Annotated in this window: 23 protein-coding genes and 1 other RNA gene; 14 read left to right on the forward strand and 10 right to left on the reverse strand. The window is 57.6% G+C overall.

Features of this window, described 5'->3' with window-relative positions; all coding sequences use genetic code 11:
• Positions 1 to 316: 316 nt before the first annotated feature.
• Positions 317 to 976 (forward strand): winged helix-turn-helix transcriptional regulator, encoded by a 660-nt coding sequence (locus ACDO57_RS08375; RefSeq protein WP_148769553.1) that lies wholly within the window; start codon positions 317 to 319, stop codon positions 974 to 976.
• Between the two features lie 69 nt (positions 977 to 1,045).
• Complete coding sequence (locus tag ACDO57_RS08380; protein ID WP_090417278.1) at positions 1,046 to 1,675, forward strand: helix-turn-helix domain-containing protein; 630 nt, start codon at positions 1,046 to 1,048, stop codon at positions 1,673 to 1,675.
• A 50-nt stretch (positions 1,676 to 1,725) separates the two neighbouring features.
• Here the strand turns inward: ACDO57_RS08380 and ACDO57_RS08385 are convergent, their stop codons facing one another.
• The 3 genes from ACDO57_RS08385 to ACDO57_RS08395 all read right to left on the reverse strand — a co-directional run bounded on the left by ACDO57_RS08385 (position 1,726) and on the right by ACDO57_RS08395 (position 5,469).
• Entirely contained in the window at positions 1,726 to 1,920 is a 195-nt protein-coding gene (locus ACDO57_RS08385; RefSeq protein ID WP_003857766.1) for a YdiH family protein, read from the reverse strand.
• An 85-nt stretch (positions 1,921 to 2,005) separates the two neighbouring features.
• Positions 2,006 to 2,416: a 1,4-dihydroxy-2-naphthoyl-CoA hydrolase gene (gene menI, locus ACDO57_RS08390; RefSeq protein WP_023311321.1), complete on the reverse strand. Its 411-nt coding sequence runs from the start codon at positions 2,414 to 2,416 to the stop codon at positions 2,006 to 2,008.
• Complete coding sequence (locus ACDO57_RS08395; RefSeq protein WP_090417282.1) at positions 2,413 to 5,469, reverse strand: FAD-binding and (Fe-S)-binding domain-containing protein; 3,057 nt, start codon at positions 5,467 to 5,469, stop codon at positions 2,413 to 2,415. The genes menI and ACDO57_RS08395 overlap by 4 nt, the downstream gene beginning before the upstream one ends.
• 325 nt (positions 5,470 to 5,794) lie before the next feature.
• Here ACDO57_RS08395 and ydiK point away from each other — a divergent pair, with 325 nt between their 5' ends.
• Both ydiK and rprA read left to right on the forward strand, forming a co-directional pair.
• Positions 5,795 to 6,910, forward strand: a complete 1,116-nt coding sequence (ydiK, locus tag ACDO57_RS08400; RefSeq protein WP_370883838.1) for an AI-2E family transporter YdiK — start codon at positions 5,795 to 5,797, stop codon at positions 6,908 to 6,910.
• Between the two features lie 208 nt (positions 6,911 to 7,118).
• Positions 7,119 to 7,226: antisense sRNA RprA (gene rprA / locus ACDO57_RS08405), an RNA gene on the forward strand.
• Between the two features lie 188 nt (positions 7,227 to 7,414).
• Here rprA and ACDO57_RS08410 read toward each other — a convergent pair.
• From ACDO57_RS08410 to ppsA, 6 genes are all read right to left on the reverse strand, one after another.
• Entirely contained in the window at positions 7,415 to 7,726 is a 312-nt protein-coding gene (locus tag ACDO57_RS08410; protein ID WP_096151424.1) for a hypothetical protein, read from the reverse strand.
• Between the two features lies 1 nt (position 7,727).
• Complete coding sequence (locus ACDO57_RS08415) at positions 7,728 to 8,219, reverse strand: hypothetical protein (protein WP_370883839.1); 492 nt, start codon at positions 8,217 to 8,219, stop codon at positions 7,728 to 7,730.
• Positions 8,216 to 8,530, reverse strand: a complete 315-nt coding sequence (locus ACDO57_RS08420) for a hypothetical protein (RefSeq protein ID WP_370883840.1) — start codon at positions 8,528 to 8,530, stop codon at positions 8,216 to 8,218. Before ACDO57_RS08420 ends, ACDO57_RS08415 begins: the two co-directional genes overlap by 4 nt.
• 134 nt (positions 8,531 to 8,664) lie before the next feature.
• The gene (locus ACDO57_RS08425) at positions 8,665 to 11,040 is read right to left on the reverse strand and encodes a glycoside hydrolase family 3 N-terminal domain-containing protein (RefSeq protein ID WP_370883841.1); all 2,376 of its coding nucleotides are present in this window, start codon (positions 11,038 to 11,040) and stop codon (positions 8,665 to 8,667) included.
• A gap of 3 nt (positions 11,041 to 11,043) precedes the next feature.
• Positions 11,044 to 12,444, reverse strand: a complete 1,401-nt coding sequence (locus ACDO57_RS08430; RefSeq protein WP_024909412.1) for an MFS transporter — start codon at positions 12,442 to 12,444, stop codon at positions 11,044 to 11,046.
• Positions 12,445 to 12,679: 235 nt separating this feature from the next.
• Positions 12,680 to 15,058 carry a phosphoenolpyruvate synthase gene (gene ppsA, locus ACDO57_RS08435; protein ID WP_024909413.1) on the reverse strand — a complete coding sequence of 793 codons (2,379 nt, stop codon included), beginning with the start codon at positions 15,056 to 15,058 and terminating at the stop codon, positions 12,680 to 12,682.
• Positions 15,059 to 15,393: 335 nt separating this feature from the next.
• Here ppsA and ACDO57_RS08440 point away from each other — a divergent pair, with 335 nt between their 5' ends.
• The 8 genes from ACDO57_RS08440 to ACDO57_RS08475 all read left to right on the forward strand — a co-directional run bounded on the left by ACDO57_RS08440 (position 15,394) and on the right by ACDO57_RS08475 (position 23,486).
• On the forward strand, positions 15,394 to 16,227 hold the full coding sequence (locus tag ACDO57_RS08440; protein WP_023311315.1) for a pyruvate, water dikinase regulatory protein: 834 nt from the start codon (positions 15,394 to 15,396) through the stop codon (positions 16,225 to 16,227).
• A gap of 152 nt (positions 16,228 to 16,379) precedes the next feature.
• Positions 16,380 to 17,426 (forward strand): 3-deoxy-7-phosphoheptulonate synthase AroH, encoded by a 1,047-nt coding sequence (aroH, locus tag ACDO57_RS08445; protein WP_021241096.1) that lies wholly within the window; start codon positions 16,380 to 16,382, stop codon positions 17,424 to 17,426.
• Positions 17,427 to 17,597: 171 nt separating this feature from the next.
• Positions 17,598 to 17,780 (forward strand): hemin uptake protein HemP, encoded by a 183-nt coding sequence (hemP, locus tag ACDO57_RS08450; RefSeq protein ID WP_024909414.1) that lies wholly within the window; start codon positions 17,598 to 17,600, stop codon positions 17,778 to 17,780.
• A 77-nt stretch (positions 17,781 to 17,857) separates the two neighbouring features.
• Positions 17,858 to 19,840: a TonB-dependent hemoglobin/transferrin/lactoferrin family receptor gene (locus ACDO57_RS08455; RefSeq protein ID WP_370883842.1), complete on the forward strand. Its 1,983-nt coding sequence runs from the start codon at positions 17,858 to 17,860 to the stop codon at positions 19,838 to 19,840.
• Positions 19,841 to 19,875: 35 nt separating this feature from the next.
• Positions 19,876 to 20,904, forward strand: a complete 1,029-nt coding sequence (chuS, locus tag ACDO57_RS08460) for a hematinate-forming heme oxygenase ChuS (protein WP_024909416.1) — start codon at positions 19,876 to 19,878, stop codon at positions 20,902 to 20,904.
• On the forward strand, positions 20,901 to 21,722 hold the full coding sequence (locus tag ACDO57_RS08465; protein ID WP_024909417.1) for a hemin ABC transporter substrate-binding protein: 822 nt from the start codon (positions 20,901 to 20,903) through the stop codon (positions 21,720 to 21,722). Before chuS ends, ACDO57_RS08465 begins: the two co-directional genes overlap by 4 nt.
• Positions 21,722 to 22,714 carry an iron ABC transporter permease gene (locus tag ACDO57_RS08470; RefSeq protein ID WP_090417292.1) on the forward strand — a complete coding sequence of 331 codons (993 nt, stop codon included), beginning with the start codon at positions 21,722 to 21,724 and terminating at the stop codon, positions 22,712 to 22,714. The genes ACDO57_RS08465 and ACDO57_RS08470 overlap by 1 nt, the downstream gene beginning before the upstream one ends.
• Positions 22,707 to 23,486, forward strand: coding sequence for a heme ABC transporter ATP-binding protein (locus tag ACDO57_RS08475; protein WP_032650956.1), 780 nt, complete (start codon positions 22,707 to 22,709; stop codon positions 23,484 to 23,486). Before ACDO57_RS08470 ends, ACDO57_RS08475 begins: the two co-directional genes overlap by 8 nt.
• Here ACDO57_RS08475 and ACDO57_RS08480 read toward each other — a convergent pair.
• Complete coding sequence (locus ACDO57_RS08480; protein ID WP_032645461.1) at positions 23,483 to 24,376, reverse strand: LysR family transcriptional regulator; 894 nt, start codon at positions 24,374 to 24,376, stop codon at positions 23,483 to 23,485. The genes ACDO57_RS08475 and ACDO57_RS08480 overlap by 4 nt on opposite strands.
• Positions 24,377 to 24,516: 140 nt before the next feature.
• Here ACDO57_RS08480 and ACDO57_RS08485 point away from each other — a divergent pair, with 140 nt between their 5' ends.
• The gene (locus ACDO57_RS08485) at positions 24,517 to 25,224 is read left to right on the forward strand and encodes a CoA transferase subunit A (protein ID WP_024909421.1); all 708 of its coding nucleotides are present in this window, start codon (positions 24,517 to 24,519) and stop codon (positions 25,222 to 25,224) included.
• Positions 25,225 to 25,226: 2 nt separating this feature from the next.
• The gene (locus ACDO57_RS08490; protein WP_157188992.1) at positions 25,227 to 25,883 is read left to right on the forward strand and encodes a CoA transferase subunit B; all 657 of its coding nucleotides are present in this window, start codon (positions 25,227 to 25,229) and stop codon (positions 25,881 to 25,883) included.
• The last annotated feature ends 9 nt before the right edge of the window (positions 25,884 to 25,892 follow it).

Consider the following 25,892-nt stretch of genomic DNA (forward strand, 5'->3'; position numbering starts at 1 on the left):
AACGCTATAAGATTTTTCTGACTGACTGATTAAAATTTATATAATCATTTTGGTGAATACAACTTTTTGATGGTCTAGCTGTAGACTCTGATTTAACGTAATTTCAACACTTCTTTTCAGGATACGCTTACGTCTTATTTCCTGGTCTATTAGTAGACTTGACCGTCTTTATGTTTTCATTCAAGGGGTTAGATATCAGATGCTCAACGGTCTACTTTTGGACCTTGCCGAAATATTCCCTGACTCCTTCATTTTTAAGATAATTCTCCAGACAGATTAAAAAACGATCAGACCCGTAGTCGATGTGAGGTATCTTATGAATACGCGTTTAACCACGCCATTGAATAACCACGAATCAACCGTTCTGGGTTTAAAACCGTTTATCCATATAGATGCCCTGATTAAATCAGTGCTACATGCTGCGAACAGAATGGTCATCTGTCGGGGAGAAACCGTACATTATTATAAAGATGATGTGCGCCAGTGTTTTTTACTTCTCCAGGGAAGCGTGGCGCTTCATCGTCGCGGCGACGGCATTGTTTTAAACTCTGAATCAGCGCCGTTTATTCTTGGCGTCAGCAGTCAATTTTCTTCGGAGCATCTCTATGTCAGGGCCCTGGAGACGGCAGAAATCGCCCGCGTGTCGCTGGAGACGTTTAATCAGATTGTTGCGCAGCAGGATTTATGGGAGCACTTTTCAAAGCTGCTGATTTATACGGCCTCACGGGTGTATGAGCACTGCGCGCAAATATCGCAAATGTCTGCCTACGACATCATTCGCTTCCAGCTTGTTGAACTCATGCAGGAGCCCGATGCCATACGGAAAAATACGACGGCCGCCGCGTACATCAAAAGCAGGACCTATCTTTCACGTAGCGGAATTATGCGTATTCTGGCAGAACTGCGGACCGGGAAGTACATCACCATGGAACGTGGGGTGCTGCTTGACATTCATCATCTGCCGCGAAAATATTGATAGCCAGCGTGCCTGTACCCGGGAGAAGCGCTATAATTAGCCAGGTTATTTTTAAGGTTGTCGGCTGCCATGTCCCTTCCAGAAAAGTCTCAACGGGGTTCTCCCTACGCGCAAGAGCTTATTTCACACCTGTTGCCTGATTGCACAACACGACATAGCGCCCGCGGCGAGCGGCTGGACCTGCAAATTAACGGTCAGGGCATGTGCTATTTAATTCTCGAAGGAACCATCGCCATCTACAGAAGAAGCGATGACATGATGCTGTCTACGGCTCGCAGTCCGGCCGTGTTCGGCCTCGCCAACCTGACCGACATCTATTTCAATGATTATATTAAGACCGTCAGCCCTTGTCTGATAGGGACGCTCACCACCGAGCGGGTGAATGAAATTATCAAAGAGAAGGCGCTATGGGGACTGCTTTCTAAGCAGCTCATCTTTGTGTATAGCCGTCTTTATAACAACGTGATGCCGCAGGGCGCGCCGACGGCGTATGAGATGATTCGCCAGCAGCTGGTCAAGCTGATGGAGGAAGATGAGAGTTATCGGCTCAGCGTGACGGCGGAAAGGTATATCAGAGAGAAAACCCAGCTCTCCCGCAGCGGCGTGATGCGCATTCTGGCGGATTTAAAAACCGGCGGATTCATCGAAATGGAAGAAGGCAGGCTCATCAAAATCAATAAACTCCCCGCCCGATACTGAATGTCAGACACAAAAAAGGCCGCATTCGCGGCCCTTTGATTCTCATGTACTCAATGGACGTGAACGCCCAACCGCCAGGCAAAGTAGATCTCTTCTTTCAGCTCATTTGAAGAGAGCGCCAGCAAATCTGTAAATTCCAGCTCAAGCTGTTTCAGCTTTTTCAGGTACTGCGCCGGAGACAGGTTGCTCTTATCGCGACGTAAATATTCAATTGCCAGCTGTGTTGGGGTTATTTCAGTATCCATGATGTCCTCGCTTATGTACAAAACCTGACCAGTATACCACAACGTACTGGCTAGTTTTTGACCAAAGGCAAGACATCTGAAAACTTTACACAACCGCCGTGGTCAGCCGCGACGAGCAGCACAGGCGATCCTGCTCATCGAGGATATCTATTTGCCACACCTGATGGCGGCTTCCGGCGTGCAGCGCGCGGCAAACACCGCGCACGCGTCCGCTGCGCACCGAGCGAATGTGGTTAGCATTCACCTCAAGTCCGACAACCTTCTGCTCCCCTTCGGTGCAGAGATACCCCGCCACCGAGCCCAGCGTTTCGGCCAGCACGACGGACGCTCCGCCGTGCAATAAACCAAACGGCTGGTGGGTGCGACTATCGACGGGCATGGTGGCCTCAATCTCATCGTCGCCAATGCGGATAAACTGGATATCCAGCAGCCCCACCATATTCCCCTCGCCCATGGCGTTCAGCGCCTGCAGCGTCACGGCACGTTTCCAGATCATCCAATTATCTCCAGTAAAGCCTGCAATGGGTGACGTACACCGTTGCCTTCTACCCGTTTTACCTGGCTGCGGCAGGAGTAACCCGTCGCCAGACAGCGGTTTCGCGGCAAACGCTGCATCGCCTGATGCCAGGACAGCTCATAGATGCCGAGCGAGTTGGCGTGGTTTTTCACTTCGTGTCCGTAGGTACCGGCCATCCCGCAGCAGCCGACGCTGACGCTCTCCAGCTTCGCACCAAAGCGGGCAAAGACAGACGCCCACTGCGCGGGGGCACCCGGCAGCGCGGTCACTTCCGTGCAGTGCCCGAACAGATACCACGGTTCACCGCTGACATCCTGAACAGCCTTATCTTCCAGCGCCATCGGCAGCCACTCGTGCACCAGCATCACGTTGAAATCGCCGCGCTTATCGCCCAGGGTCTGCTTGTATTCATCGCGATAGCACAGCACCAGCGCCGGATCGACGCCGACCATCGGTATCCCGAGTTGCGCCACGCGATTCAGGAAGTCAGACGTTTTCTGCGCGGTCTTCGCAAAGCGGTTCAGGAAACCTTTAATGTGCTGCGCCTTGCCATTCGGGGAGAACGGCAGCACAACCGGCTGGTAACCCACTTTCTCCGCCAGACGGACGAAATCGGCCACAACCTGCGCATCGTAGTAGCTGGTAAACGGATCCTGCACCACCAGCACCACCTTCGTTTTTTGCTCAGGCGTGAGTGCCTCCAACTGCTCAAGGGTCATGTTCGCCGAGCGATGCCCGACGAGCTGGCGCTGCAGAGACGGTACCGACAGCAGCGGCAGATCGACCATGCCGATGTGTTTTTCGGAGAGCTTGCGCACCAGCGGCTGGTTGATAAAGAAGTTGAAGGTCTTCGGCGCGCGCGCCATCAGCGGCGCGTAGCTTTCCACCGTCGCCACCAGATGGTCGCGCACCGGGCGGAGGTAGCGGGTGTGATAAAGCTGCAGGAAGCGCGAGCGGAATTCCGGCACGTCGATTTTAATCGGGCACTGGGTGGAGCAGGCTTTACAGGCCAGACAGCCGGACATCGCCTCTTTCACCTCATGGGAGAAATCATACTCGCCCTTGTTGGCATGCCAGCTGTTGCGGGTGCGCTCAATCAGCGAGCGCAGGCTGGCCCGTTTCTCCGGCAGCTCCTGCTCCAGCCTGAGCGGATCCACCCCGCGGTCGGCCAGCAGACGCAGCCACTCGCGCACCAGCGTCGCCCGCCCTTTTGGCGAGTGGATACGGTTGCTGGTGATTTTCATCGACGGGCACATCGGGCTTTTCACATCAAAGTTAAAGCACAGGCCGTTGCCGTTGCACTCCATCGCGCCGCGCCAGGAGGAGCGCACCGCAATCGGGATCTGTCTGTCGTAGGTGCCGCGCTTGACGGCATCCACCTGCAGCATTGGCGCGTCCACGCCTTCAGGCGGGCAGATTTTACCCGGGTTGAGGCGGTTATGCGGGTCGAAAGCCGCTTTCACCTTGCGCAGCTCCGCGTAGAGCTGTTCGCCGAAGAACGCCGGGCTGTATTCCGCGCGGAACCCTTTCCCGTGCTCTCCCCAGAGCAGACCGCCGTATTTGGCGGTTAAGGCCACCACGTCGTCGGAGATCTGCTTCATCAGGATCTCCTGCTGCGGGTCGCACATATCCAGCGCCGGACGCACGTGCAGTACCCCCGCATCGACGTGGCCGAACATGCCATAGCTCAGGCCGTGGCTGTCCAGCAGGGCGCGAAACTCAACGATGTAATCCGCCAGATGCTCAGGCGGCACGCAGGTGTCTTCGGCAAAGGGAATCGGCTTCGCCGCCCCTTTCGCATTGCCGAGCAGGCCCACGGCTTTTTTACGCATCCCATAGATACGCTCAATCCCGGCCAGATCGTTACAGAGCTGCCAGCCGATCACGCCGCCCTGACCCTGCGCAATCAGCTCGTCCAGACGCTGGCAGAGCGTGGTGACCTGGCGCTCAATCAGCTCCGCATCATCGCCGGCAAACTCCACGATATTGAGACCGAGCATCTCTTTATCCGGCACGTCGGTAATCAGCTCGCTGACGGAGTGCCAGACAATGTCTTCCCTGGCCAGATTAAGCACTTTGGAGTCGACCGTTTCCACCGACAGCGCTTTCGCTTCCACCATAAACGGCGCATTGCGCAGCGCGGAGTCGAAGGAGTCATACTTAACGTTCACCAGACGACGCACCTTCGGCAAGCGGGTGATATCCAGCCGCGCCTCGGTGATAAACGCCAGCGTCCCTTCGGAACCGGTCAGCACGCGGGTTAAATCAAACTGGGTCAGGTCGTCGTTAAAGACGTGACGCAGGTCGTACCCGGTCAGGAAGCGGTTTAGTTTGGGGAACTTATCGAGAATAAGCTGGCGGTTGTCGCGGCAGCGTTCCAGCACGGTACGATAGATGCGTCCGCTGGCGGTGTTATCTTTACCCAGCGTTTCCGCCAGTTCGACCGGCATCGGCTGGGTATCGAGGATATCGCCGCCCAGCAGAACGGCACGCACGCCCAGCACGTGATCGGAGGTTTTACCGTAGACCAGCGAGCCCTGACCGGAGGCATCCGTGTTGATCATCCCGCCAAGGGTCGCGCGGTTACTGGTGGAAAGCTCCGGGGCAAAAAAGTAGCCGTAAGGCTTGAGATACTGATTAAGCTGATCTTTGATAACGCCCGCTTCGACCCGCACCCATCCCTCTTCCGGGTTGATCTCAATGATGCGGTTCATATAGCGCGACATATCAACAATGATGCCCTGGTTCAGCGCCTGACCATTGGTCCCGGTGCCGCCGCCGCGCGGCGTAAAGACCAGTGAAGCAAAGCGCTCCTGCGTCGCCAGCCGGGCGATAAGCGCCACGTCGGCCGTTGAACGAGGGAAAACCACGGCATCGGGAAGAAGCTGGTAAATACTGTTATCGGTCGCCATCGTCAGCCTGTCGGCATAGTTCGTGGCGGTATCACCTGTAAAACCCTGTTGCTCCAGTGCTTGCAAAAAATTAAGCACCAGCTGAACGACGCCAGGTGCCTGAGAAATCTGTGGGATCATAACTGTCGACCCTAATTAGAGTTGTATATACACGTCATCCTTCGAACTGCCTCTGCGTTGGCTGCGTCTGCTCACCCCAGTCACTTACTTCAGTAAGCTCCTGGGGATTCTCAGACTTGCCGCCTTGATGCAACTCGAATGATTTTGTGTATAAAATCGTTTGCGTTGTGTCTGGAAAGTTTTATCACATTTTTTTCTTATAATCTCTGCTGAATTACAGGCAAAATCCGCCTGTCAAAAACCGCCGAGATCATCAATGATTAGAGAGACGCGGTTTTCCGTTCCCGCCAGTCGTACTGGCGTTCTTTTAAGGAAAGTTTCATTTATGGTCAATCTTCGCCAGCCCAGGGATGTTGCGCAAATTTTACTGTCGGTGCTGTTTCTGGCCCTCATGATTATTGCGTGTCTGTGGATTGTTCAACCCTTTATTCTCGGCTTCGCCTGGGCCGCGACCGTGGTCGTGGCCACGTGGCCTCTGCTGCTGCGTTTGCAGAAGCTGCTGTTCGGCCGCCGCGGGTTAGCCGTGCTGGTCATGACGCTCCTGCTGTTCCTGCTGTTTATTATTCCGATTGCCCTGCTGGTGAATAGCCTGGTGGATTCCAGTGGCCCGGTTATTCGTGCCATTAGCAGCGGTGACCTGACGCTGCCGGATCTGGCCTGGCTGAACAGCATTCCGGTGGTGGGTGCCAAGCTCTACAGCGGCTGGCATAGTCTGCTGGAGATGGGCGGCAGCGCGCTGATGGCAAAAGTCCGCCCGTACATTGGCACCACAACCACCTGGTTTGTCGGTCAGGCGGCACATATCGGCCGGTTTATGATGCACTGTACCCTGATGCTGCTCTTCAGCGCCCTGCTCTACTGGCGCGGCGAGCAGGTCGCTTTAGGCGTTCGTCACTTTGCCACCCGCCTGGCGGGCAAGCGCGGTGATGCTGCGGTACTGCTGGCTGCGCAGGCCGTGCGCGCGGTTGCGCTGGGCGTGGTGGTCACCGCGCTGGTGCAGGCGGTGCTGGGCGGTATCGGTCTGGCGATTTCCGGCGTACCGTACGCCACCATATTTACCGTTGTCATGCTGATGACCTGTCTTGCGCAACTGGGGCCGCTGCTGGTGCTGGTTCCCTGCATTATCTGGCTGTACTGGACGGGTGACACCACGTGGGGAACGGTGCTGCTGGTCTGGAGCTGCGTGGTCGGCACCATGGATAACGTCATTCGTCCGATCCTCATCCGCATGGGTGCTGACCTGCCGCTGATCCTGATCCTCTCCGGGGTCATTGGCGGTCTGATTGCCTTTGGCATGATTGGCCTGTTTATCGGCCCGGTGCTGCTCGCCGTTACCTGGCGCCTGTTCTCCGCCTGGGTGCATGAAATTCCGCCTCCGGGAACAGACCCGGACGTGATTCTGAGCGAACTGGAAGAGCTGGAAGAGAAGAACACGCATTAAGTTTTTTGCCGGGTGGCGCTAACGCTTACCCGGCCTACATTCCCCCTCACAATACTTTAACACTGCTAAAGTATTTATTCGTTGCACACTGGTCAGACCCGCCGTTTCTGCATTAAACCCGCGATTAACCTCAAGAAATCTTTACACCTCTTTAACTATTGAGACGAATCTGATCGACGCTAAAGATCACAATGCCTACTATTAGCTCACGGTTATAAATCAACACCTTGATTTATAAGCATGGAAATCCCCTGAGTGAAACAACGAATTGCTGTGTGTAGTCTTTGCCCATCTCCCACGATGGGCTTTTTTTTCAGTCACTTACGGTGCTATGTAGGGCTTTAGTGTGCAACTATGTGATGAGCCAAAGTGCTATCCTTATTGTTCCCATAAAATATCAATCGCTTACGCTGCGTGCATATTGTTTCTGGTTGTGTGACAAACACAGCAAGCCCCGAAAAATGGAGGCTGCAGAATCTCATTGACCCCCTGCTCTTTCATTGTTTAGAAAGTTCCCCTACATTCAAATTCATTAATCTTAGGCATAACAGGACTAAATATTGTGACAATAGTTAATCCATCATTTACCCAGTGAACATATAGCCTATTCTGTTCATCAAAGGTAAAGATGCTACTACCATCCTCAGCGGTTCCAGAGTGATAGTATTGCTTGCCAGCATACTCCATTAATTCACCCTGGTTATCAGTGCCATTTTCAATAGTGGCTTTATTCCCGTTCATATCCTTACAGACAAAAGCAGAAGCGTTAGCACCAAAGGATGCAAGTAGTGTGGCGGCAATAATGAAATGCTTCATCTTAACCCTCAACAACATAAGGAAAATCTTTGCTGAACTTATCAAAGTCAGCACGTAAGCGCATTTTCTGTTTATCAGAGCAGCCCTTATAACTACCTTTGATTATCTGGGCACTAGAATCAAATCCTTTCTCACGTTGCTCTTCATTAGGTATAAATACATCAGCTTCGTAGAAGCTATTGGTGTGAGGCTCAAAGGTGAATGTATTAGGGTTACTAGAATCCATAGTGTTAATAATATGAGAGTCGGGCATAGCACCCAGATAAGTGATTCCCATTAACATTGTATGGTCTACAGGGTTAACTGGCTCATAGAAAAGCTTGCCATTTGTTTTCATGAAAATTTCAGCGGATATGTTTTTATGCAAATCCCCCTTACTTACACCCTTAGCATTACTTACGGTCCAGTCATTAAAAGTAACGACGCGGCAGAAATCAGAAGCTGTAGCTGCTGTAGACATAGCCATTAATAATACCAAAATACTCTTATTCATTTCCGTCCCCTGCGAATGCCATTAAACAAACTGTAAGCCCTGCTCATGCGTTTTATTATTAGCAGGGCTACAAGAGTGCTTATTTTGATTAGATTGTCTCTGTAGTCCTTCAGCGTTTCCCACATGGATTGGAAAGGAGCAGCAAGCGCTTCAAGTTCCATGAGTCGAATTATTAACGCTGCTGCTCTGGGCGTGGCTAATCCCTGTGTTTTGGAATGCTGTACGATTTCAATCATGCTCTTATCGTAACGCTTCTTCCAAAAGTAGCCTTTCTTGTCTGTATGCATTAAGTGTGCAAACTGTGTGCTCATCACTAAACCCCGAGGTTTCTATGGATTCATAGTAAGCATCGCCATTACAGACTTCTTAGCTTTAGATGTTGCCCTTAAAAGTGGGCAAGTGTCCTTTTTGCCCATCTCCCACGATGGGCTTTTTTTTATCCTGACTACGCGCGTGTCACCTTACAGGTACTGAGCATCCGCCACTCGGCAGGCAGCACGCGGGTTTCCCCGGTTACCCTGACCGTCACCCTCTCGCGGATATCCGCCGACGATGCGCCAACCTGCAGTTCAAACTCGCCCGGCTCAACGATGCGTTTCCCGTCCCGGCGGGTAAAGTTGAACATCTCAACCGGTAGCGTAAAGCTGAGCGTGGCGGTTTCGCCCGGCGAGAGCGTGACGCGCTGGAAGGCCTTCAGCTCCTGGAGCGGCCGAACCTGGGTGGCGACCTTATCCCTGACGTAAACCTGCACCACCTCGCTGCCGCTGCGCTCTCCGGTATTGGTGATATCCACGCTCAGCGTCACCTCGCCGTCAACAGGCGCGCTGCTTTCCGCTACGCGGGCAGCCCCCCAGCTAAACGTCGTCCAGCCGAGGCCGAAGCCAAACGGGTAACGCGAACCGAAGTGGAACGCAAACGGCGTGCCGCCGCTTTTGAGCTTGTGATTGTAGTAATACGGCATTGCCCCGGCGCTTTTCGGCACGCTCACCACCAGACGCCCCTGCGGCTCCGCACGCCCGGTTAACACATCCGCAATCGCCCAGCCCCCTTCCTGCCCCGGCGCCCACGCCATTATTAGCGCCGCGACCTTATCTTCCAGCCCCTGAAGGTTGTACGGACGGCCGCCGGTCATCACGACAATCACCGGTTTGCCCGTCGCCACCAGAGCATCCAGCAGCTGTTGCTGCACGCCCGGCAGATTCAGGGAGTCGGTGTCGGAACCTTCCCCCACGGTGCCGCTCTGGAACAGCCCGGCGAGATCGCCCACGCAGGCAACCACCACGTCACTCTCCTGCGCCGCGTTCACGGCCTCGGGGATCAATGCGGTGCTTTGCGAGACCGGCGACTGCTGCATCGGTTTGCCGCCGCTGTCGCCCGGGAAGACCGGCGCGCCCGCCATCCGTTTCTCGATGATGTGGCACCCTTTGGCATAGCGGACGTTCGATGCCCCGAGATACTGCTCCAGCGCCGCGCGCGGGGTCGTGACCTGCAAGGTCTCTTCCACCATATCGCTGATGATCAGATGCACCGGGAAGCTGTAGCCGCTGAGTAACGCCAGCGGATCGCCTGCCGTCGGCCCCACTACCGCCACGCGGGGTTTGCCGCCGAGCGGTAAAATGCCGTTGTTTTCCAGCAGCGTGACCGATTTTGTCGCCACTTCCCGCGCGGCCTGGCGGGTCAAATCATTTTGCAGATCGATACCGTTTTCGTCCGCGTACGGCTGTTCAAACAGCCCCAGGCGGAATTTTTCCGTCAGTACGCGCGCCACGATCTCATCGACTTTCGCCATAGAGATCAGCCCGCGCTCTACCGCTTCCGCCAGATGTCGCGCGCAGTCGTCTTTCGGCAGCTCAACGTCCAGCCCGGCGTTGAACGCCAGCGCGCCGGATTCGGCCGCATCGTGGGAAATCCCGTGATGCTGGTGCAGCAGGCTGACGCCGCCGTAGTCCGCCACAATAATCCCGTCGAATCCCCACTGTTCGCGCAGGACGGTAGTCAGCAGGAAGCTGTCGCTGTGCCCCGGCTGATTGTCGATATCGTGATAGGCCGGCATGACCGACCCGGCGTTTGCCAGCTTGACCGCCATTTCAAACGGCAGCAGGAAGGTATCGTTCAGCTCGCTGAACCCAAGGTGCACCGGTGCGTGGTTGCGCGCCCCTTCGCTAAACGAGTGGCCAACGTAATGCTTCAGGGTCGCCAGCAGGTCGCGTTTATCGCCCTGTAAGCCCTTCACGTAGGCGGTCGCCATCACGCCCACCAGCCACGGATCCTCGCCGAAAGTCTCTTCGGTCCGCCCCCAGCGCACGTCGCGGGACACGTCCAGCACCGGCGCCAGCCCCTGCTGGCAGCCGACGGACCGTGCCTCTTTACCGATCTGCTCTGCCGCGCGCTGCACCAGTTCCGGATCCCAGGTAGAGCCGTAGTTCAGCGATGACGGGAACAGGGTGGCGTCTTTACACAGCAGCCCCACCAGACACTCTTCATGGAACAGCGCCGGGATGCCGAGGCGCGTCTCTTCCATCATCATGCGCTGCAGGCGGTTCGCGGCACGCACGCCGGTTTTCGCATCAACGATGTGGGTGCCCAGCGGACGGGTGATCTGCCCGACGCCCAGCTTCAGCCGTTCGCTCAGCGCGGCCTGCTCGCTCACGCCAGCGAATTCATCGCTGAGATCGATGCGCTCGCGGTGGTTGCCGTTTTCATCGAGGATCAGCCAGTACGCATGCATCTGGGCGAACTTCTCTTCCGGGGTCATACGCGCCAGTAAATCGGCGACGCGCTCGTGCACGGGACGTCCCGCGTCCTTATAGATAGCAGTCATATTTTACTCCTGTAGTGCGGAAGGGGTTGCCGGGCTGAGCTGCCCCGCGTCGGGTCTTACCTCACGCTTGCTGGCCAGCTCCCGGGCGATGGAATCCACCAGCCGGCTGTTGAGCTTGTAGATGGCAAGCAGCGCGACCATGCAGAGGAACAGCGCGCACGGGATAAGGGTGAACAGCGCGTTAATCGTAGAGAGTACGTGGGGTGCCTGAGTTGCCTGTCCCGGGGCGTAATCCACCATGCCAAGCACCCAGCCGACCACCGCCCCACCCAGCGCCAGGCCGAATTTGATGGCAAACAGCGCGGTGGAGAAGACCAGCCCGTCCAGGCGACGACCGCTGCGGTGCTCTTCGTAGTCGACCACATCGGAGAACATGGTCCACTGCAGCGGCGTGGTCAGGTTTTGCACAAAGCTAAAGACGATGTTGAGGCCAAAAATCAGCCACACCTGTGAAGGCGGCAGGAAGAAAATCAGCGCGCCGAAAATGACGAAGGAAATAATGGTCCACTGATAGGCGCGTACGCGATCAAATTTCCCCAGCAGCCGTTCAGATAATAAAGCGCCGCTTAAGGAGGCGACCATTCCGGAAACAATAAAGGCAAAAACCAGATCCGGACGCAACAGCACGTAGTTCACGTAATACATCGTGGCGGAACCGCGCGTCACCACCGCCGTTAACAGCAAAATATTAAACAGGAACACAATACGCCACTGGCTGTTACCGGCCAGCAGTTTTAAATCGGTCAGCATGGAGCCGGAGGTATCATTGCGCGGCGAATAGCGCTCTCGGGTCATCAGGAAACAGCAGAAAAAGAGCACAATGCCCAGCAGCCCCATCAGGCTCATGGCATAGAAATAGCCTTTCTGCACGTTGCCCTGGCCTAACAGTGAGACCAGCGGCAGGGCGATGACCGTCACAATCAACCCGCCGATAAACGACAGGCCAAAGCGCCACGACTGCAGGGAGTGACGCTCGCGCGGGTCTAACGTCAGCGCGCCAGGCATGGCGCAGTAAGGCACGTTAATGGCGGAATAAATCAGGCTTAAGATCGCGTAGGTCAGGCAGGCATAAACGATTTTCGCCGTCGGTCCCACGTCCGGTACATAGAAAGTGATAAGGCAGCTTACGCCAAACGGAATGGCGAACCACAGCAGCCAGGGACGGAAACGACCGTGACGCGTCTGGGTGCGATCCACCAGGGCGCCAATGCACGGGTCGACAAACGCATCGACCACGCGCACCACTAAAAACATGGTGCCCATAATCGCGGCGGGCAGCCCAAAAACGTCCGTATAGAAATAGGCGAGAAATAACGTTGCCGTTTGCCAGACCAGCGCGCTGGCCATATCACCTAAGCCATATCCTATTTTATCTTTGGTACGCAATACAGAGGAGAGTGTCATTGTTATTTGCCTTTTTATCAGGTTAAAACGTATTTCAACCAGTTGCGCATCATCTGAAGGGAAATGCGCATGTAAGGCTCAAGTATTAGCAACGGTTTGCGCGCTAACAATTGTCTAAATTGACAGGCAAATTATGATATTTGGTTTTTTACTTTATTTGTGATGGGGAGCAAATAAGAGGGGGAAATAAAAAAGGCGAGGAATAATATCCTCGCCTTTTCGGGTCAGCGCGGCGTTACTTGTTCAGTTCCGCCAGGCTCAGCCAGGTTTGCACCACGGTGTCCGGGTTCAGGGACAGGCTATCAATCCCCTCTTCCATCAGCCATGCGGCAAAGTCTTCATGGTCGGATGGACCCTGACCACAAATCCCAACGTATTTACCCTGCTTCTTCGCCGCGCGGATGGACATGGAGAGCAGCGCTTTCACCGCCTCGTTACGCTCGTCGAACAGCTCGGAGACCACGCCGGAATCGCGGTCCAGACCCAGCGTCAGCTGCGTCATGTCGTTCGAACCGATAGAGAAGCCGTCGAAGTGCTCCAGGAACTGCTCAGCCAGCAGGGCGTTGGACGGAATTTCACACATCATGATGATCTTCAGCCCGTTCTCGCCGCGCTTCAGCCCCTGACGCGCCAGCTCGTCCACAACCGCTTTCGCCTGATCTACGGTACGTACGAACGGGATCATGATCTCCACGTTGGTCAGCCCCATGTCGTTGCGCACGCGCTTCACTGCCTCACACTCCAGCGCGAAGCAGTCGCGGAAGCTGTCGGACACGTAGCGTCCGGCCCCGCGGAAGCCAAGCATCGGGTTCTCTTCTTCCGGCTCGTAGCGCTCGCCGCCGACCAGGTTGGCGTATTCGTTAGACTTAAAGTCAGACAGACGCACGATCACGCGTTTCGGATAGAAGGCGGCGCCCAGCGTCGCGATCCCTTCGGTCAGACGGCCGACGTAGAACTCTTTCGGCGAGTCGTAGCCTTTCATCATCTCGCGGATTTCGTTCTGCAGCTTCGGATCCTGGTCGTCAAACTCCAGCAGCGCACGCGGGTGAACGCCGATCATACGGTTGATGATAAACTCCAGGCGCGCCAGGCCTACGCCTTCGTTCGGCAGGCAGGCGAAGTCGAACGCGCGGTCCGGGTTACCGACGTTCATCATGATCTTCAGCGGCAGATCCGGCATGGTATCCACGCTGGAGCTCTTCACGCTGAAGTCGAGGATATCGGCATACACGTAGCCGGTATCGCCTTCGGCACAGGAGACGGTCACGTTCTGTCCGTCCTTCATGCGCTCGGTAGCATCACCGCAGCCGACAACCGCAGGAATACCCAGTTCGCGGGCAATGATCGCCGCGTGACAGGTACGGCCGCCGCGGTTGGTGACGATAGCCGCCGCTTTCTTCATGATCGGTTCCCAGTCAGGGTCGGTCATGTCGGTCACCAGCACGTCGCCGGGCTCAATACGGTTCATCTCGCTGATGTCGTGGATCACTTTGACCGGACCGGCACCGATGCGGTGACCGATGGCACGGCCTTCCGCCACGATTTTGCCCTGCGCGTGCAGCGTATAACGCTCCATTACCTGACCGCGTGAGCGGACGGTTTCCGGACGCGCCTGCACGATAAACAGCTTGCCGGTGTTCCCGTCTTTCGCCCATTCGATATCCATCGGACGGCCGTAGTGTTTTTCAATCTGCACCGCCTGCTTCGCCAGCTCCTGCACTTCGGCGTCGGTCAGGGAGAAGCGGTCGCGCTGCTCCTGCGGTACATCTTCAATTTTAACCTGCTTGCCATGCTCCTGGGTCGGGGCATAGATCATGCGGATTTTTTTCGAGCCCATGGTGCGGCGCACCACCGACGGACGGCCAGCGGCCAGCGTAGGCTTATGGACATAGAATTCGTCAGGGTTTACCGCGCCCTGCACGACCATCTCACCCAGACCCCACGCGGAGGTGATAAACACCACCTGGTCGAAGCCGGATTCGGTATCAATGGAGAACATCACGCCCGATGAGCCCACGTCCGAGCGCACCATGCGCTGCACGCCAGCGGAGAGCGCGACGCCGCGATGGTCGTAGCCCTGGTGTACGCGATAGGAGATGGCACGGTCGTTGAACAGGGAAGCAAACACGTGCTTCACCGCCACCAGCACCGCATCGTAACCCTGGACGTTCAGGAAGGTTTCCTGCTGCCCGGCAAACGAGGCGTCCGGCATATCTTCTGCGGTCGCAGAAGAACGCACGGCAAAGGAGGCCTGCGCATCGTCAGCAGAGAGCTGGTTGTACGCGTCGTGAATGGCTTTTTCCAGTTCCGGCTGGAAAGGTGTGTCGATGATCCACTGGCGGATCTGCGCCCCGGCTTTGGCAAGCTCGGTGACGTCATCAATATCCGTTTTATCCAGCAGGTCGTAAATGCGCTGGTTAACACCGCTCTGGTCTAAAAACAGGTTAAAGGCATCGGCGGTGGTGGCAAACCCGTTCGGTACGGAGACACCCATACCCGACAGATTTGTAATCATTTCACCCAGGGAGGCATTTTTGCCCCCAACTCTGTCTACATCATTCATGCCGAGTTGGTTATACCAAAGCACCAGCGGTGACGAGCCATTGTTGGACATCGAAACAATCCTTTTGTGATATTTGATCGGAGTAAGTAACACCTGACTACGTATTTATACTGGCATATTTATTAGCGCTAAAAAAACGGTGAATCGTGTAAGCAATTTAAAATTTCAACTTTTCGGATACTTTCCCACCAGGCATTAACCCGATGATTCCTATATTTTCAGCCAGAAACCCCAAAAATAAAGTCGCTATTTGAAAAATGAAATCCACTTTTCAGGAAAATCAAAAACGCCGTTTCATTTATAATTAAGATAAGTTCTTTGCTGTGTAATTTACTTTTTTAATTTATGCTTTCAGACAATTAGGTCTGATATTCAGGGTGAGTAAAATGGATAGTGCTGTCGATCGCCACGTTTTTTATATTTCTGATGGTACGGCGATCACCGCCGAGGTCCTGGGCCACGCGGTGATGTCGCAGTTTCCCGTTTCGATAAACAGCATCACGCTGCCGTTTGTCGAAAACGAGAGCCGCGCCAAAGCGGTGAAGGACCAGATTGACGCCATCTACCAGCAGACCGGCGTCCGCCCGCTGGTGTTCTACTCGATCGTGATCCCCGAGATTCGCTCCATCATTCTGCAAAGTGAAGGCTTCTGCCAGGATATCGTGCAGGCGCTGGTGGCTCCGCTGCAAAGCGAACTTAAGCTCGATCCGACGCCTATCGCCCACCGTACCCACGGGCTGAACCCCGGCAACCTGACCAAGTACGACGCGCGTATCGCCGCCATTGACTACACCCTTGCACATGATGACGGTATCTCTCTGCGTAATCTCGACCAGGCGCAGGTGATCCTGCTTGGCGTGTCGCGCTGCGGCAAAACCCCGACCAGCCTCTATCTGGCGATGCAGTTTGGCATTCGCGCCGCAAACTACCCGTTTATCGCTGATGACATGGATAACCTGGTGCTGCCTGCCGCCCTTAAGCCGCTGCAGCACAAGCTGTTCGGCCTGACGATCAACCCGGAACGCCTTGCGGCCATCCGCGAAGAGCGCCGCGAGAACAGCCGCTACGCCTCTATGCGCCAGTGCCGGATGGAGGTCTCCGAAGTGGAAGCGCTGTACCGCAAAAACCAGATCCCGTGGCTGAACAGCACCAACTATTCGGTTGAAGAAATTGCCACTAAAATTCTCGACATCATGGGGCTTAATCGCCGCATGTACTAATATGCTAGTACATTAGCTCAGATTCAGGTATCATCATCTGCAACCACGGGGCGGTGTCGCCCCGAACTTGAAATCAGCAGGGATTGGTTTAAGGTGATGCCCATCACTTCCCGGTAGTCTGCCGATGAAGCAAAAATTTTCTGAGACATTCCATGAATAAAACCGATGAACTCCGCACTGCGCGCATTGACAGCCTTGTCACGCCGGCTGAACTGGCCCAGCGGCATCCTGTTTCCGCCGCCGTCGCGGAACACGTGACGGCTTCCCGCCGCCGCATTGAAAAAATCCTGAATGGTGAAGACAAACGTCTTCTGGTGGTGATTGGGCCTTGCTCCATCCACGATCTGGATGCCGCGATGGATTATGCAAAACGACTTCAGGGACTGCGGGATAAGTACCAGCATCGCCTTGAGATCGTCATGCGCACCTACTTTGAAAAACCGCGCACCGTGGTGGGCTGGAAAGGGCTGATTTCCGATCCTGACCTCAACGGCAGCTATCGCGTTAACCACGGTATCGAGCTGGCGCGGAAGCTGCTTTTACAGGTCAACGAGCTGGGCGTGCCGACGGCGACCGAGTTTCTCGATATGGTGACCGGGCAGTTTATCGCCGATCTGATCAGCTGGGGCGCGATTGGCGCTCGCACCACCGAAAGCCAGATCCACCGTGAGATGGCCTCCGCCCTATCCTGTCCGGTCGGCTTTAAAAACGGGACCGATGGCAACACCCGTATCGCGGTTGATGCCATCCGCGCAGCCCGTGCCAGCCACATGTTCCTGTCGCCGGACAAGAGCGGTCATATGACCATCTACCAGACCAGCGGTAACCCGTACGGGCACATCATTATGCGCGGCGGGAAGAAACCCAATTACCATGCAGAAGATATTGCGGCGGCCTGTGAAACGCTGGCCGAGTTCGACCTGCCGGAACATCTGGTGGTGGATTTCAGCCACGGCAACTGCCAGAAGCAGCATCGCCGCCAGCTGGACGTCTGCGACGAGATCTGCCAGCAGATCCGCAGCGGTTCAACCGCCGTTGCAGGGATTATGGCCGAGAGTTTTATCAAAGAAGGCACGCAGAAAATCGTTGCCGGACAGCAGATGGTGTACGGCCAGTCGATCACCGACCCGTGCCTGAGCTGGGAAGACAGCGAACTGCTGCTGGAGAAACTCGCAGCAGCCGTGGACACACGCTTTTAAAATCCAGTCCTTCTCCCTCTCCCTGTGGGAGAGGGTTGAGGTGAGGGCATCAGACCGCATCTCACCCCAAATTTGATCCCCTCACCCTTTTTTCACAAAAATGCTTGCCGTGAATTTGCAGTTTATTGATAATGATTATCATTGTTACATTGATTGTTATTTATAAACATTATGTCACGTACGGATAACAGCGCGGCAACGCCAGCAAAAACAGACACAGCACCAGCCCCTACCGAGCGTCGGATTGACAGCAAAACCCTGCTCGGCGATGAGGGCCGGGTCATTATCGAGCATGACGGTCAGCGCTATCTGCTGCGCCAGACCCATGCCGGAAAACTGATCCTCACAAAATAAACAACACAAAAAACTTCGCCAGCCACCCAGGTAACCCCCAGGCAGCCAGCGCTTTTCACTTCTTATGGAGAGTTGCTATGCCACACCTGCCTTCCACATCTTTACGTCCGTCACTTCTGGCGCTGGCGATTGTCAGCACCCTGCCGGGCGTCGCGTTCGCCGCCGCAGACGACATTACCGTCACCGCCACGGGCAACGCCCGCAGCGCCTTTGAAGCCCCCATGATGGTGAGCGTGATTGACGCCAGCGCGCCGGAGAAACAAACCGCCAGCTCGGCGGCCGACCTGCTGCGTAACGTCCCCGGTCTGACGCTGGACGGCACCGGGCGCACCAACGGGCAGGACGTCAACCTGCGCGGCTATGACCGTCGCGGCGTGCTGGTGCTGGTTGACGGCGTTCGCCAGGGGACCGATACCGGCCACCTGAACAGCACCTTCCTCGATCCGGCGCTGATTAAACGTATCGAAGTGGTTCGCGGCCCGTCGGCACTGCTGTACGGCAGCGGCGCGCTGGGCGGCGTGATTTCCTATGACACCGCCGACGCCAACGATCTGCTCGAACCGGGTAAAAACAGCGGCTACCGCGTGTTTGGAACGGGCGCGACGGGCGATCACAGCCTCGGGATGGGGGCCAGCGCCTACGGCCGCACCGACACCCTGGACGGTCTGGTGGCCTGGTCCAGCCGGGATCGCGGCGATATCCGCCAGAGCGACGGAGCAACCGCCCCTAACGACGAATCCATCAACAACATGCTGGCGAAAGGCAGCTGGAAACTCGACCCGGCCCAGACCCTGAGCGGCTCCCTGCGCTACTACAATAACGCCGCTCAGGAGCCGAAAAACCCGCAAACCACCGGGGCGGACAGCAGCAACCCGATGACCGATCGCTCCACCATTCAGCGTGACGCGCAGGTGGGCTACCGCATCGCCCCGGAAGGTAACGACTGGCTGAACGCCGACGCGAAGGTCTACTGGTCCGAAGCGCGCATTAATGCCCAGAATATCGACAACAGCGGCGAGTTCCGCAAGCAGACCACCAAAGGCGGCAAGGTGGAAAACCGCACCCGCCTGTTCAGCGACACCGTTGCAGCACACCTTCTGACCTACGGCGGAGAATACTATCGTCAGGAGCAGCATCCGGGCGGGGTAACCACCGGCTTCCCGGACGCGAAAATCGACTTCAGCTCCGGCTGGCTGCAGGATGAGATCACCCTGCGCGATCTGCCTGTTACCCTGCTGGGCGGCACGCGCTATGACAACTACCGCGGCAGCAGCGACGGCTACAACGATGTGGATGCCGATAAGTGGTCTTCCCGCGCCGGGTTAACCGTCAGCCCAACCGACTGGCTGATGCTGTTTGGCTCTTACGCGCAGGCCTTCCGCGCGCCGACCATGGGCGAGATGTATAACGACGCCAAACACTTCTCCATTGGCCGCTTCTATACCAACTACTGGGTGCCGAACCCGAACCTGCGCCCGGAAACCAACGAAACGCAGGAGTTTGGTTTTGGCCTGCGCTTTGACGATCTGATGCTTGCCAACGATGCGCTGGAGTTTAAAGCCAGCTATTTCGATACCAAAGCCAAAGACTATATCTCCACCACCGTCGATTTCGCGGCGGCAACCACCATGTCTTATAACGTCCCGAACGCCAAAATCTGGGGCTGGGACATGATGGCAAAATACTCGGCCGACCTCTTCAGCCTCGACCTGGCCTATAACCGCACGCGCGGGAAAGACACCGATACGGGCGAGTACATCTCCAGCATCAACCCGGATACCGTCACCAGCAAGCTGGACGTTCCGGTGGCGCAAAGCGGGTTCTCCGTCGGCTGGATTGGGACCTTTGTCGATCGCTCAACGCATATCAGCAGCAGCTACAGCGAGCAGCCGGGCTATGCGGTCAACGACTTCTATGTCAGCTACAAAGGCCAGGAGCGACTCAAAGGCGTGACCACCACGCTGGTACTCGGCAACGCCTTCGACAAAGCGTACTGGTCACCTCAGGGCATTCCACAGCACGGTCGTAACGGCAAGATTTTCGTAAGCTATCAGTGGTAATTCCCTTCGGGGCAACTTTTCAGAAGGAAGAGACAATGAATCACTACACGCGCTGGCTTGAGCTAAAAGAAGCCAATCCGGGTAAGTACGCGCGCGACGTCGCGGGGTTAATGAACATCAGTGAAGCAGAGTTGACCTTTGCCCGCGTGGGTCACGATGCCTGGCGACTGCGCGGTGACATCCGCGAGATCCTGGGCGCGCTGGAGGCGGTGGGCGAAACCAAATGTATCTGCCGCAACGACTACGCCGTTCACGAACAGGTCGGGAACTTCACCAACCAGCACCTGAACGGCCACGCCGGGCTGGTGCTGAACCCGCGCGCGCTGGATCTGCGCCTGTTCCTCAACCAGTGGGCGAGCGCGTTTCACATCAGTGAAGCCACCGCCCGCGGCGAGCGGCAGAGCATTCAGTTCTTCGATCACCATGGCGATGCCCTGCTGAAGGTCTACGCCACGGATAACACCGACGTTTCCGCCTGGGGCGACGTGCTGACCCGCTTTATCTTTGCCGACAACCCGCCGCTGGCATTGAAGGTCCCCGATGCGCCTGCTCACGCGGAAAATGCGGAGGCTGCTCTCGTGGATAACGAGTGGCGCGCCATGACCGACGTTCATCAGTTCTTCAGCCTGCTCAAACGTCATAATCTCAGCCGCCAGCAGGCGTTTCGCCTGGTGGGTGACGATCTGGCCTGCCGGGTAGAAAACACCGCGCTGGCGCAGCTGCTGGAAGCGGCGCGCCGGGACGGTAACGAAATCATGGTCTTCGTAGGCAACCGCGGCTGCGTGCAGATTTTCACCGGCGCGGTGGAAAAGCTGACGCCGATGAAAGGCTGGCTGAACATCTTTAACCCAACCTTTACCCTGCACCTGCTGGAAGACGCCATTGCGGAGACGTGGGTCACGCGCAAGCCGACGGCTGACGGGCATGTCACCAGCCTGGAGCTGTTTGCCGCCGATGGAACGCAGATCGCCCAGCTGTACGGCCAGCGTACGGAAGGCGAACCGGAGCAGAACCAGTGGCGCAGCCAGATTGACGCCTTAACGGCGAAAGGGCTGGCGGCATGAAACGGTGGCTTGCCCTGCTCAGCGCCCTGCCCCTGCTGGCGTTTGCTGCGCCGCAGGAGAAAATCGTTACCCTCGGCGGCGACGTCACCGAGATCGTCTACGCCCTCGGCGCGGCGTCTTCGCTGGTGGCCCGCGACAGCACCAGCCAGTGGCCGCAGGCGGCGAACGACCTGCCTGACGTGGGCTATCTGCGCCAGCTCAATGCGGAGGGGATTTTGTCCATGCGCCCCACGCTGGTGCTGGCCAGCGCCCAGGCGCAGCCGTCTCTGGCGCTAAAGCAGGTTGAGCAAAGCCACGTCCGGGTAATCGCTATTCCTGCCGGTAACGACCTGAACGTCATTGATGAAAAGGTGCGGATCGTCGCTGAAGCGACGCACCGAGAGGCCGAGGGAGAGGTCCTGCGCAGCACGCTGCGCCAGGCGCTGTCGGCGCTTCCCGCGTCACCGCTCAATAAGCGGGTGCTGTTTATTCTTAACCACGGCGGGATGACCGCCATGGCTGCCGGACAACAGACCGGCGCGGACGCGGCCATTCGTGCGGCGGGCCTGCAGAACGCCATGCAGGGGTTCACCCGCTATCAGCCGCTGTCTCAGGAGGGCACAATCGCCAGCCAGCCTGACCTTGTGGTAATTTCGCAGGACGGGATCAACGCCCTTGGCGGTGAAGCGAATCTGTGGAAACTGCCCGGTCTGGCGCAAACCCCGGCAGGACGGAACAGGCAGGTGCTGGCAATTGACGATATGGCGCTGCTGGGCTTCAGCGTGCGAACGCCGGAAGCCATCCGGCAGCTACGTGCCAAAGCGGAGCAACTGCCCTGATGTCCCGGCGGATAGCCTTATCGTTATGGATGCTGACCGCGATCCTGACCGTCATGACGCTCGCAGCGACCGGGGTTGGGGCATTACACCTGCCGGCCAGCCTGCTGTGGGACGGCAGCGACGAGGCGCTGCGCCAGATCTGGCTGACGATCCGCCTGCCTCGCGTGCTGCTGGCGCTGGCGATCGGCGGTTCACTGGCGCTGGCAGGCTGCGTGATGCAGGGGCTGTTCCGCAACCCGCTGGCGGACCCGGGCCTGCTCGGCATCAGCAGCGGCGCGGCGCTCGCCGTTGCGCTATGGGTGGTGCTTCCGCTCTCGCTGCCTGCCCTGGTGATGCTGTATGCCCCGATGCTGGCGGCGTTTCTCGGCGCGCTGGCCGCCACCGTCGTGATTTTCCTGCTCAGCCGGCAGCGTGACGCTTCCCTGTCGCGCCTGCTGCTGGTAGGCATTGCCATCAACGCCCTGTGCGGCGCCGCCGTCGGCGTGCTGTCATGGCTCAGCAATGATGCCCAGCTTCGCCAGCTTTCCCTCTGGGGAATGGGCAGCCTCGGCCAGGCGCAGTGGTCGACGCTGCTGGCCGTCGCGTCTCTGATGATCCCCACCCTGCTGGCGATCTGGCGTCTGGCAGGGCCCCTCAACCTGCTGCAGCTGGGCGATGAAGAGGCGCACTACCTCGGCGTGGAGGTTGCCGCCGTGCAGCGGATCCTGCTGCTGTGCAGCGCCCTGCTGGTGGCCGCCGCCGTGGCGGTCAGCGGCGTGATCGGCTTTGTCGGCCTGGTGGTGCCGCACCTGGTGCGCATGTGGCTGGGGGCCGACCATCGGGCCGTGCTCCCCGGCTCGGTGCTGGCCGGTGCGCTACTCCTGCTGGTGGCCGATACGCTGGCGCGTAGCCTGGTCGCCCCGGCGGAAATGCCGGTCGGCTTATTGACCAGCCTTCTCGGCGCGCCGTGGTTCCTGTGGCTTATCTTTCGTCGCGGAGGTGCGCATGGCTGAACGCTATTGTGCAGAAAACCTTGTTTTTCGCGTCGGGCAGCGCACGCTGATTAACGACGTGTCGCTGACCTTATCTCAGGGCGAGCTGGTGGCGCTGATTGGCCCCAACGGCGCCGGAAAATCAACGCTATTGCGGCTGCTGACCGGCTACCTTAAACCTGCGGGCGGACGGTGCAGCCTGGCGGGCACACCGCTTGCGGCCTGGCAGCCGGACAGGCTCTCCCGCTACCGGGCGGTGATGCGCCAGAACACGCAGCTCGGATTTGACTGGCCGGCTGAGGCGGTGGTCGGTATGGGGCGAGCGCCCTGGACCCGCACGCCAGAAGCGTCGGTTATTGAGGAGGTTATGGCCATCACCGGCTGTTTACCGCTGGCGGGCAGGCAGTTTGCCGCACTCTCCGGCGGCGAGCAGCAGCGCATTCAGCTCGCCCGCGCGCTGGCTCAGCTCTGGTGCGACGGCGCGCCGCGCGGCTGGCTGTTCCTTGATGAACCCACCTCTGCGCTGGATCTCTATCACCAGCAGCATCTCCTGCGCCTGCTGAAATCCCTGACCAGCCGGGGACATCTGCACGTGTGCACGGTGCTGCACGACCTCAACCTGGCGGCGCTGTGGGCGGATCGCATCCTGCTCCTGCACAGCGGCAGGATCGTGTCCCAGGGAGAGCCGGAAACCGTTTTGCAGGCCGATGCGCTGGCGCGCTGGTACGGCGCACAGGTTCACGTCGGCAGGCACCCGGCTCACGCCGCGCCGCAGGTGTTTCTCGCCCCTTAATCGGGCTGGTAAAAATCCTTCAGCGTTTCCAGCAGGGCATGCGCCGCTTTTGAAAGCTGCGTGTGCCCGGGATGGATCACTCCGATACACTTTTCAATGGGCGGACTGTCCAGCGGAATACAGACCGCGCCCAGCGACGCCATCTGCGTCTTGCATAGTGCCGGTACGGCGCTGCCGCCCAGCCCGCTTGCGACCATCCGCCCGACCGTCACCAGCTGATGGCTCTCCAGCGCGACGTCCAGCTTTCTGCCGCTTCGCGCCAGTTCCTCTTCCATCATCAGACGCACCGCAGAGGGGCGCTGCAGGGTGATGAAATCCAGCGTCAGCAGCGCTTCCCATGTCAGGCGTTTTTTGCCCGCCAGCGGGGAATCTTTCGGCACAATGGCCACAAACCGGTCGAGGCCCAGCGGGGTAAACAGCAGGTTGTGCGTGGGCGCGGGCTCAAAGGCGATGCCCATCTCGACCCGCCCTTCCCGCACCATCTCAATCACCTGCTCGTTAATCACGTCATGCACGGTGACGTTGATCCCGGCATGGCGATCGCGAAACGCTTTTAGCACCTCGGGCAGAACATTCGCGGCAAACGACGGCATCGCCGCGACCGAGATTTTACCGCGCTGCAGGGTAAAGCACTGGTGCATCGCCTCTTCGACGTTATCCCAGTCGGCAAGCAGCTGCCGCGCCATCGGCAGAAACGTCTCGCCCTCCTGCGTCAGCGCGACCTTGCGCGTGCTCCGCTGCAGCAGCGGTCCGCCCAGCGCATCCTCCAGCGCTTTAATCGTCAGGCTCAGGGCCGGCTGGGAGAGATTCAGCCGTTCGCTGGCGTGGGCGAAATTCAGAGTGTGAGCTACCGCTAAAAACGCGCGTAACTGTTTGACACTCATTCTCATTTTTCATCCTGTTAACTAATTGAAAAAATTTAGTTAACAGGAAATTAATAAAAAAACCAAATGAGTGGGTCACAAATTCAAAATTAACAAATGAGTCGCCGCCCCTAATGATACCGCCACGGTTAAGAGGAGGAATGACGATGGCGGGACTGGATAAGCGCGTCGACAGCTATGCGCAGGCGCTGGATGGGCTGACGGACGGGATGACTTTGCTGGCGGGCGGCTTCGGCCTGTGCGGGATTCCGGAGAACCTGATTGCAGAGGTCAAACGCCGTCAGGTGAAAGATCTGACGGTGGTATCAAACAACTGCGGCGTGGACGGTTTCGGTCTCGGGCTCCTGCTCGAAACGCGGCAGGTTCGCAAAGTGGTGGCCTCTTACGTCGGCGAGAACGCGCTGTTCGAGCGGCAGGTGCTGAGCGGTGAACTGGAGATTGAACTCACGCCTCAGGGCACGCTGGCGGAAAAGGTGCGCGCGGGCGGCGCGGGTATTCCGGCATTTTACACGGCCACCGGCTACGGCACCCCCGTGGCTGCTGGCAAAGACGTGCGCCAGTTTGCCGGTAAGCACTACATCCTCGAAGAGGCCATTACCGGTGATTTCGCGCTGATCAAGGGCTGGAAAGCGGACTGGTACGGCAACGTCGTCTACCGGCATACCGCGCAAAACTTTAATCCGCTGATGGCAACGGCGGGCAGGATAACGGTCGTCGAGGTGGAAGAGATTGTTCCCCCGGGCGAGCTGCCCCCGTCGGCCATTCATACCCCGGGCATTTACGTCGACAGGCTGATTGTCGGCCAGTTTGAAAAACGCATTGAACAGCGCACGCTGCGCGCGGAAGGAGTGTGACGATGTTAACCCGTGAACAGATGGCCATGCGCGTCGCCCGCGAGCTGCGCGACGGGTATTACGTCAACCTGGGGATTGGTATCCCTACCCTGGTGGCGAATTACATTCCGGACGGGATGGATGTGATGCTCCAGTCGGAAAACGGACTGCTGGGGATGGGGGCGTTTCCTGACGAGCAGAGCCTCGACGCCGACATGATCAACGCCGGTAAACAGACCGTGACCGCACGGACAGGCGCGGCCATTTTCGACTCGGCCCAGTCGTTTGCCATGATCCGCGGCGGCCATGTTGACCTGACCGTGCTGGGCGCGTTTGAGGTGGACGTCGAGGGCAATATCGCCTCGTGGATGATCCCCGGAAAGATGGTGAAGGGCATGGGCGGCGCGATGGATCTTGTCGCCGGGGCGCAGAACATCATTGTGGTAATGACCCACGCGTCAAAAAACGGTGAATCAAAGCTGCTGTCGCGCTGCACGCTGCCGCTCACAGGCGCAGGCTGCATCCGCCGGGTCTTAACCGACCTCGCGCTGCTCGAGATCGCGGACGGCGCGTTCATCCTGCGGGAATACGCCCCCGGCGTCAGTATCGACGACATTGCGGCTAAGACCGCCGGGAAATTAATTGTGGCGGACGACGTTCGCGAGATGCGCTTCAGCTGAGGACTTACG

It is taken from the genome of Enterobacter cloacae complex sp. 2015409 (assembly GCF_041365315.1).
In the GTDB taxonomy this organism is placed as follows: Bacteria; Pseudomonadota; Gammaproteobacteria; order Enterobacterales; family Enterobacteriaceae; genus Enterobacter; species Enterobacter pseudoroggenkampii.

Bases quoted from the DNA above. Each gene is read 5' to 3' on its own strand.
- ACDO57_RS08375 (WP_148769553.1), top strand. From the start codon at position 317: ATGAATACGCGTTTAACCACGCCATTGAATAACCACGAATCAACCGTT.
- ACDO57_RS08380 (WP_090417278.1), top strand. From the start codon at position 1,046: ATGTCCCTTCCAGAAAAGTCTCAACGGGGTTCTCCCTACGCGCAAGAG.
- ACDO57_RS08385 (WP_003857766.1), bottom strand. From the start codon at position 1,920: ATGGATACTGAAATAACCCCAACACAGCTGGCAATTGAATATTTACGT.
- menI (WP_023311321.1), bottom strand. From the start codon at position 2,416: ATGATCTGGAAACGTGCCGTGACGCTGCAGGCGCTGAACGCCATGGGC.
- ACDO57_RS08395 (WP_090417282.1), bottom strand. From the start codon at position 5,469: ATGATCCCACAGATTTCTCAGGCACCTGGCGTCGTTCAGCTGGTGCTT.
- ydiK (WP_370883838.1), top strand. From the start codon at position 5,795: ATGGTCAATCTTCGCCAGCCCAGGGATGTTGCGCAAATTTTACTGTCG.
- ACDO57_RS08410 (WP_096151424.1), bottom strand. From the start codon at position 7,726: ATGAAGCATTTCATTATTGCCGCCACACTACTTGCATCCTTTGGTGCT.
- ACDO57_RS08415 (WP_370883839.1), bottom strand. From the start codon at position 8,219: ATGAATAAGAGTATTTTGGTATTATTAATGGCTATGTCTACAGCAGCT.
- ACDO57_RS08420 (WP_370883840.1), bottom strand. From the start codon at position 8,530: ATGAGCACACAGTTTGCACACTTAATGCATACAGACAAGAAAGGCTAC.
- ACDO57_RS08425 (WP_370883841.1), bottom strand. From the start codon at position 11,040: ATGACTGCTATCTATAAGGACGCGGGACGTCCCGTGCACGAGCGCGTC.
- ACDO57_RS08430 (WP_024909412.1), bottom strand. From the start codon at position 12,444: ATGACACTCTCCTCTGTATTGCGTACCAAAGATAAAATAGGATATGGC.
- ppsA (WP_024909413.1), bottom strand. From the start codon at position 15,058: ATGTCCAACAATGGCTCGTCACCGCTGGTGCTTTGGTATAACCAACTC.
- ACDO57_RS08440 (WP_023311315.1), top strand. From the start codon at position 15,394: ATGGATAGTGCTGTCGATCGCCACGTTTTTTATATTTCTGATGGTACG.
- aroH (WP_021241096.1), top strand. From the start codon at position 16,380: ATGAATAAAACCGATGAACTCCGCACTGCGCGCATTGACAGCCTTGTC.
- hemP (WP_024909414.1), top strand. From the start codon at position 17,598: ATGTCACGTACGGATAACAGCGCGGCAACGCCAGCAAAAACAGACACA.
- ACDO57_RS08455 (WP_370883842.1), top strand. From the start codon at position 17,858: ATGCCACACCTGCCTTCCACATCTTTACGTCCGTCACTTCTGGCGCTG.
- chuS (WP_024909416.1), top strand. From the start codon at position 19,876: ATGAATCACTACACGCGCTGGCTTGAGCTAAAAGAAGCCAATCCGGGT.
- ACDO57_RS08465 (WP_024909417.1), top strand. From the start codon at position 20,901: ATGAAACGGTGGCTTGCCCTGCTCAGCGCCCTGCCCCTGCTGGCGTTT.
- ACDO57_RS08470 (WP_090417292.1), top strand. From the start codon at position 21,722: ATGTCCCGGCGGATAGCCTTATCGTTATGGATGCTGACCGCGATCCTG.
- ACDO57_RS08475 (WP_032650956.1), top strand. From the start codon at position 22,707: ATGGCTGAACGCTATTGTGCAGAAAACCTTGTTTTTCGCGTCGGGCAG.
- ACDO57_RS08480 (WP_032645461.1), bottom strand. From the start codon at position 24,376: ATGAGAATGAGTGTCAAACAGTTACGCGCGTTTTTAGCGGTAGCTCAC.
- ACDO57_RS08485 (WP_024909421.1), top strand. From the start codon at position 24,517: ATGGCGGGACTGGATAAGCGCGTCGACAGCTATGCGCAGGCGCTGGAT.
- ACDO57_RS08490 (WP_157188992.1), top strand. From the start codon at position 25,227: ATGTTAACCCGTGAACAGATGGCCATGCGCGTCGCCCGCGAGCTGCGC.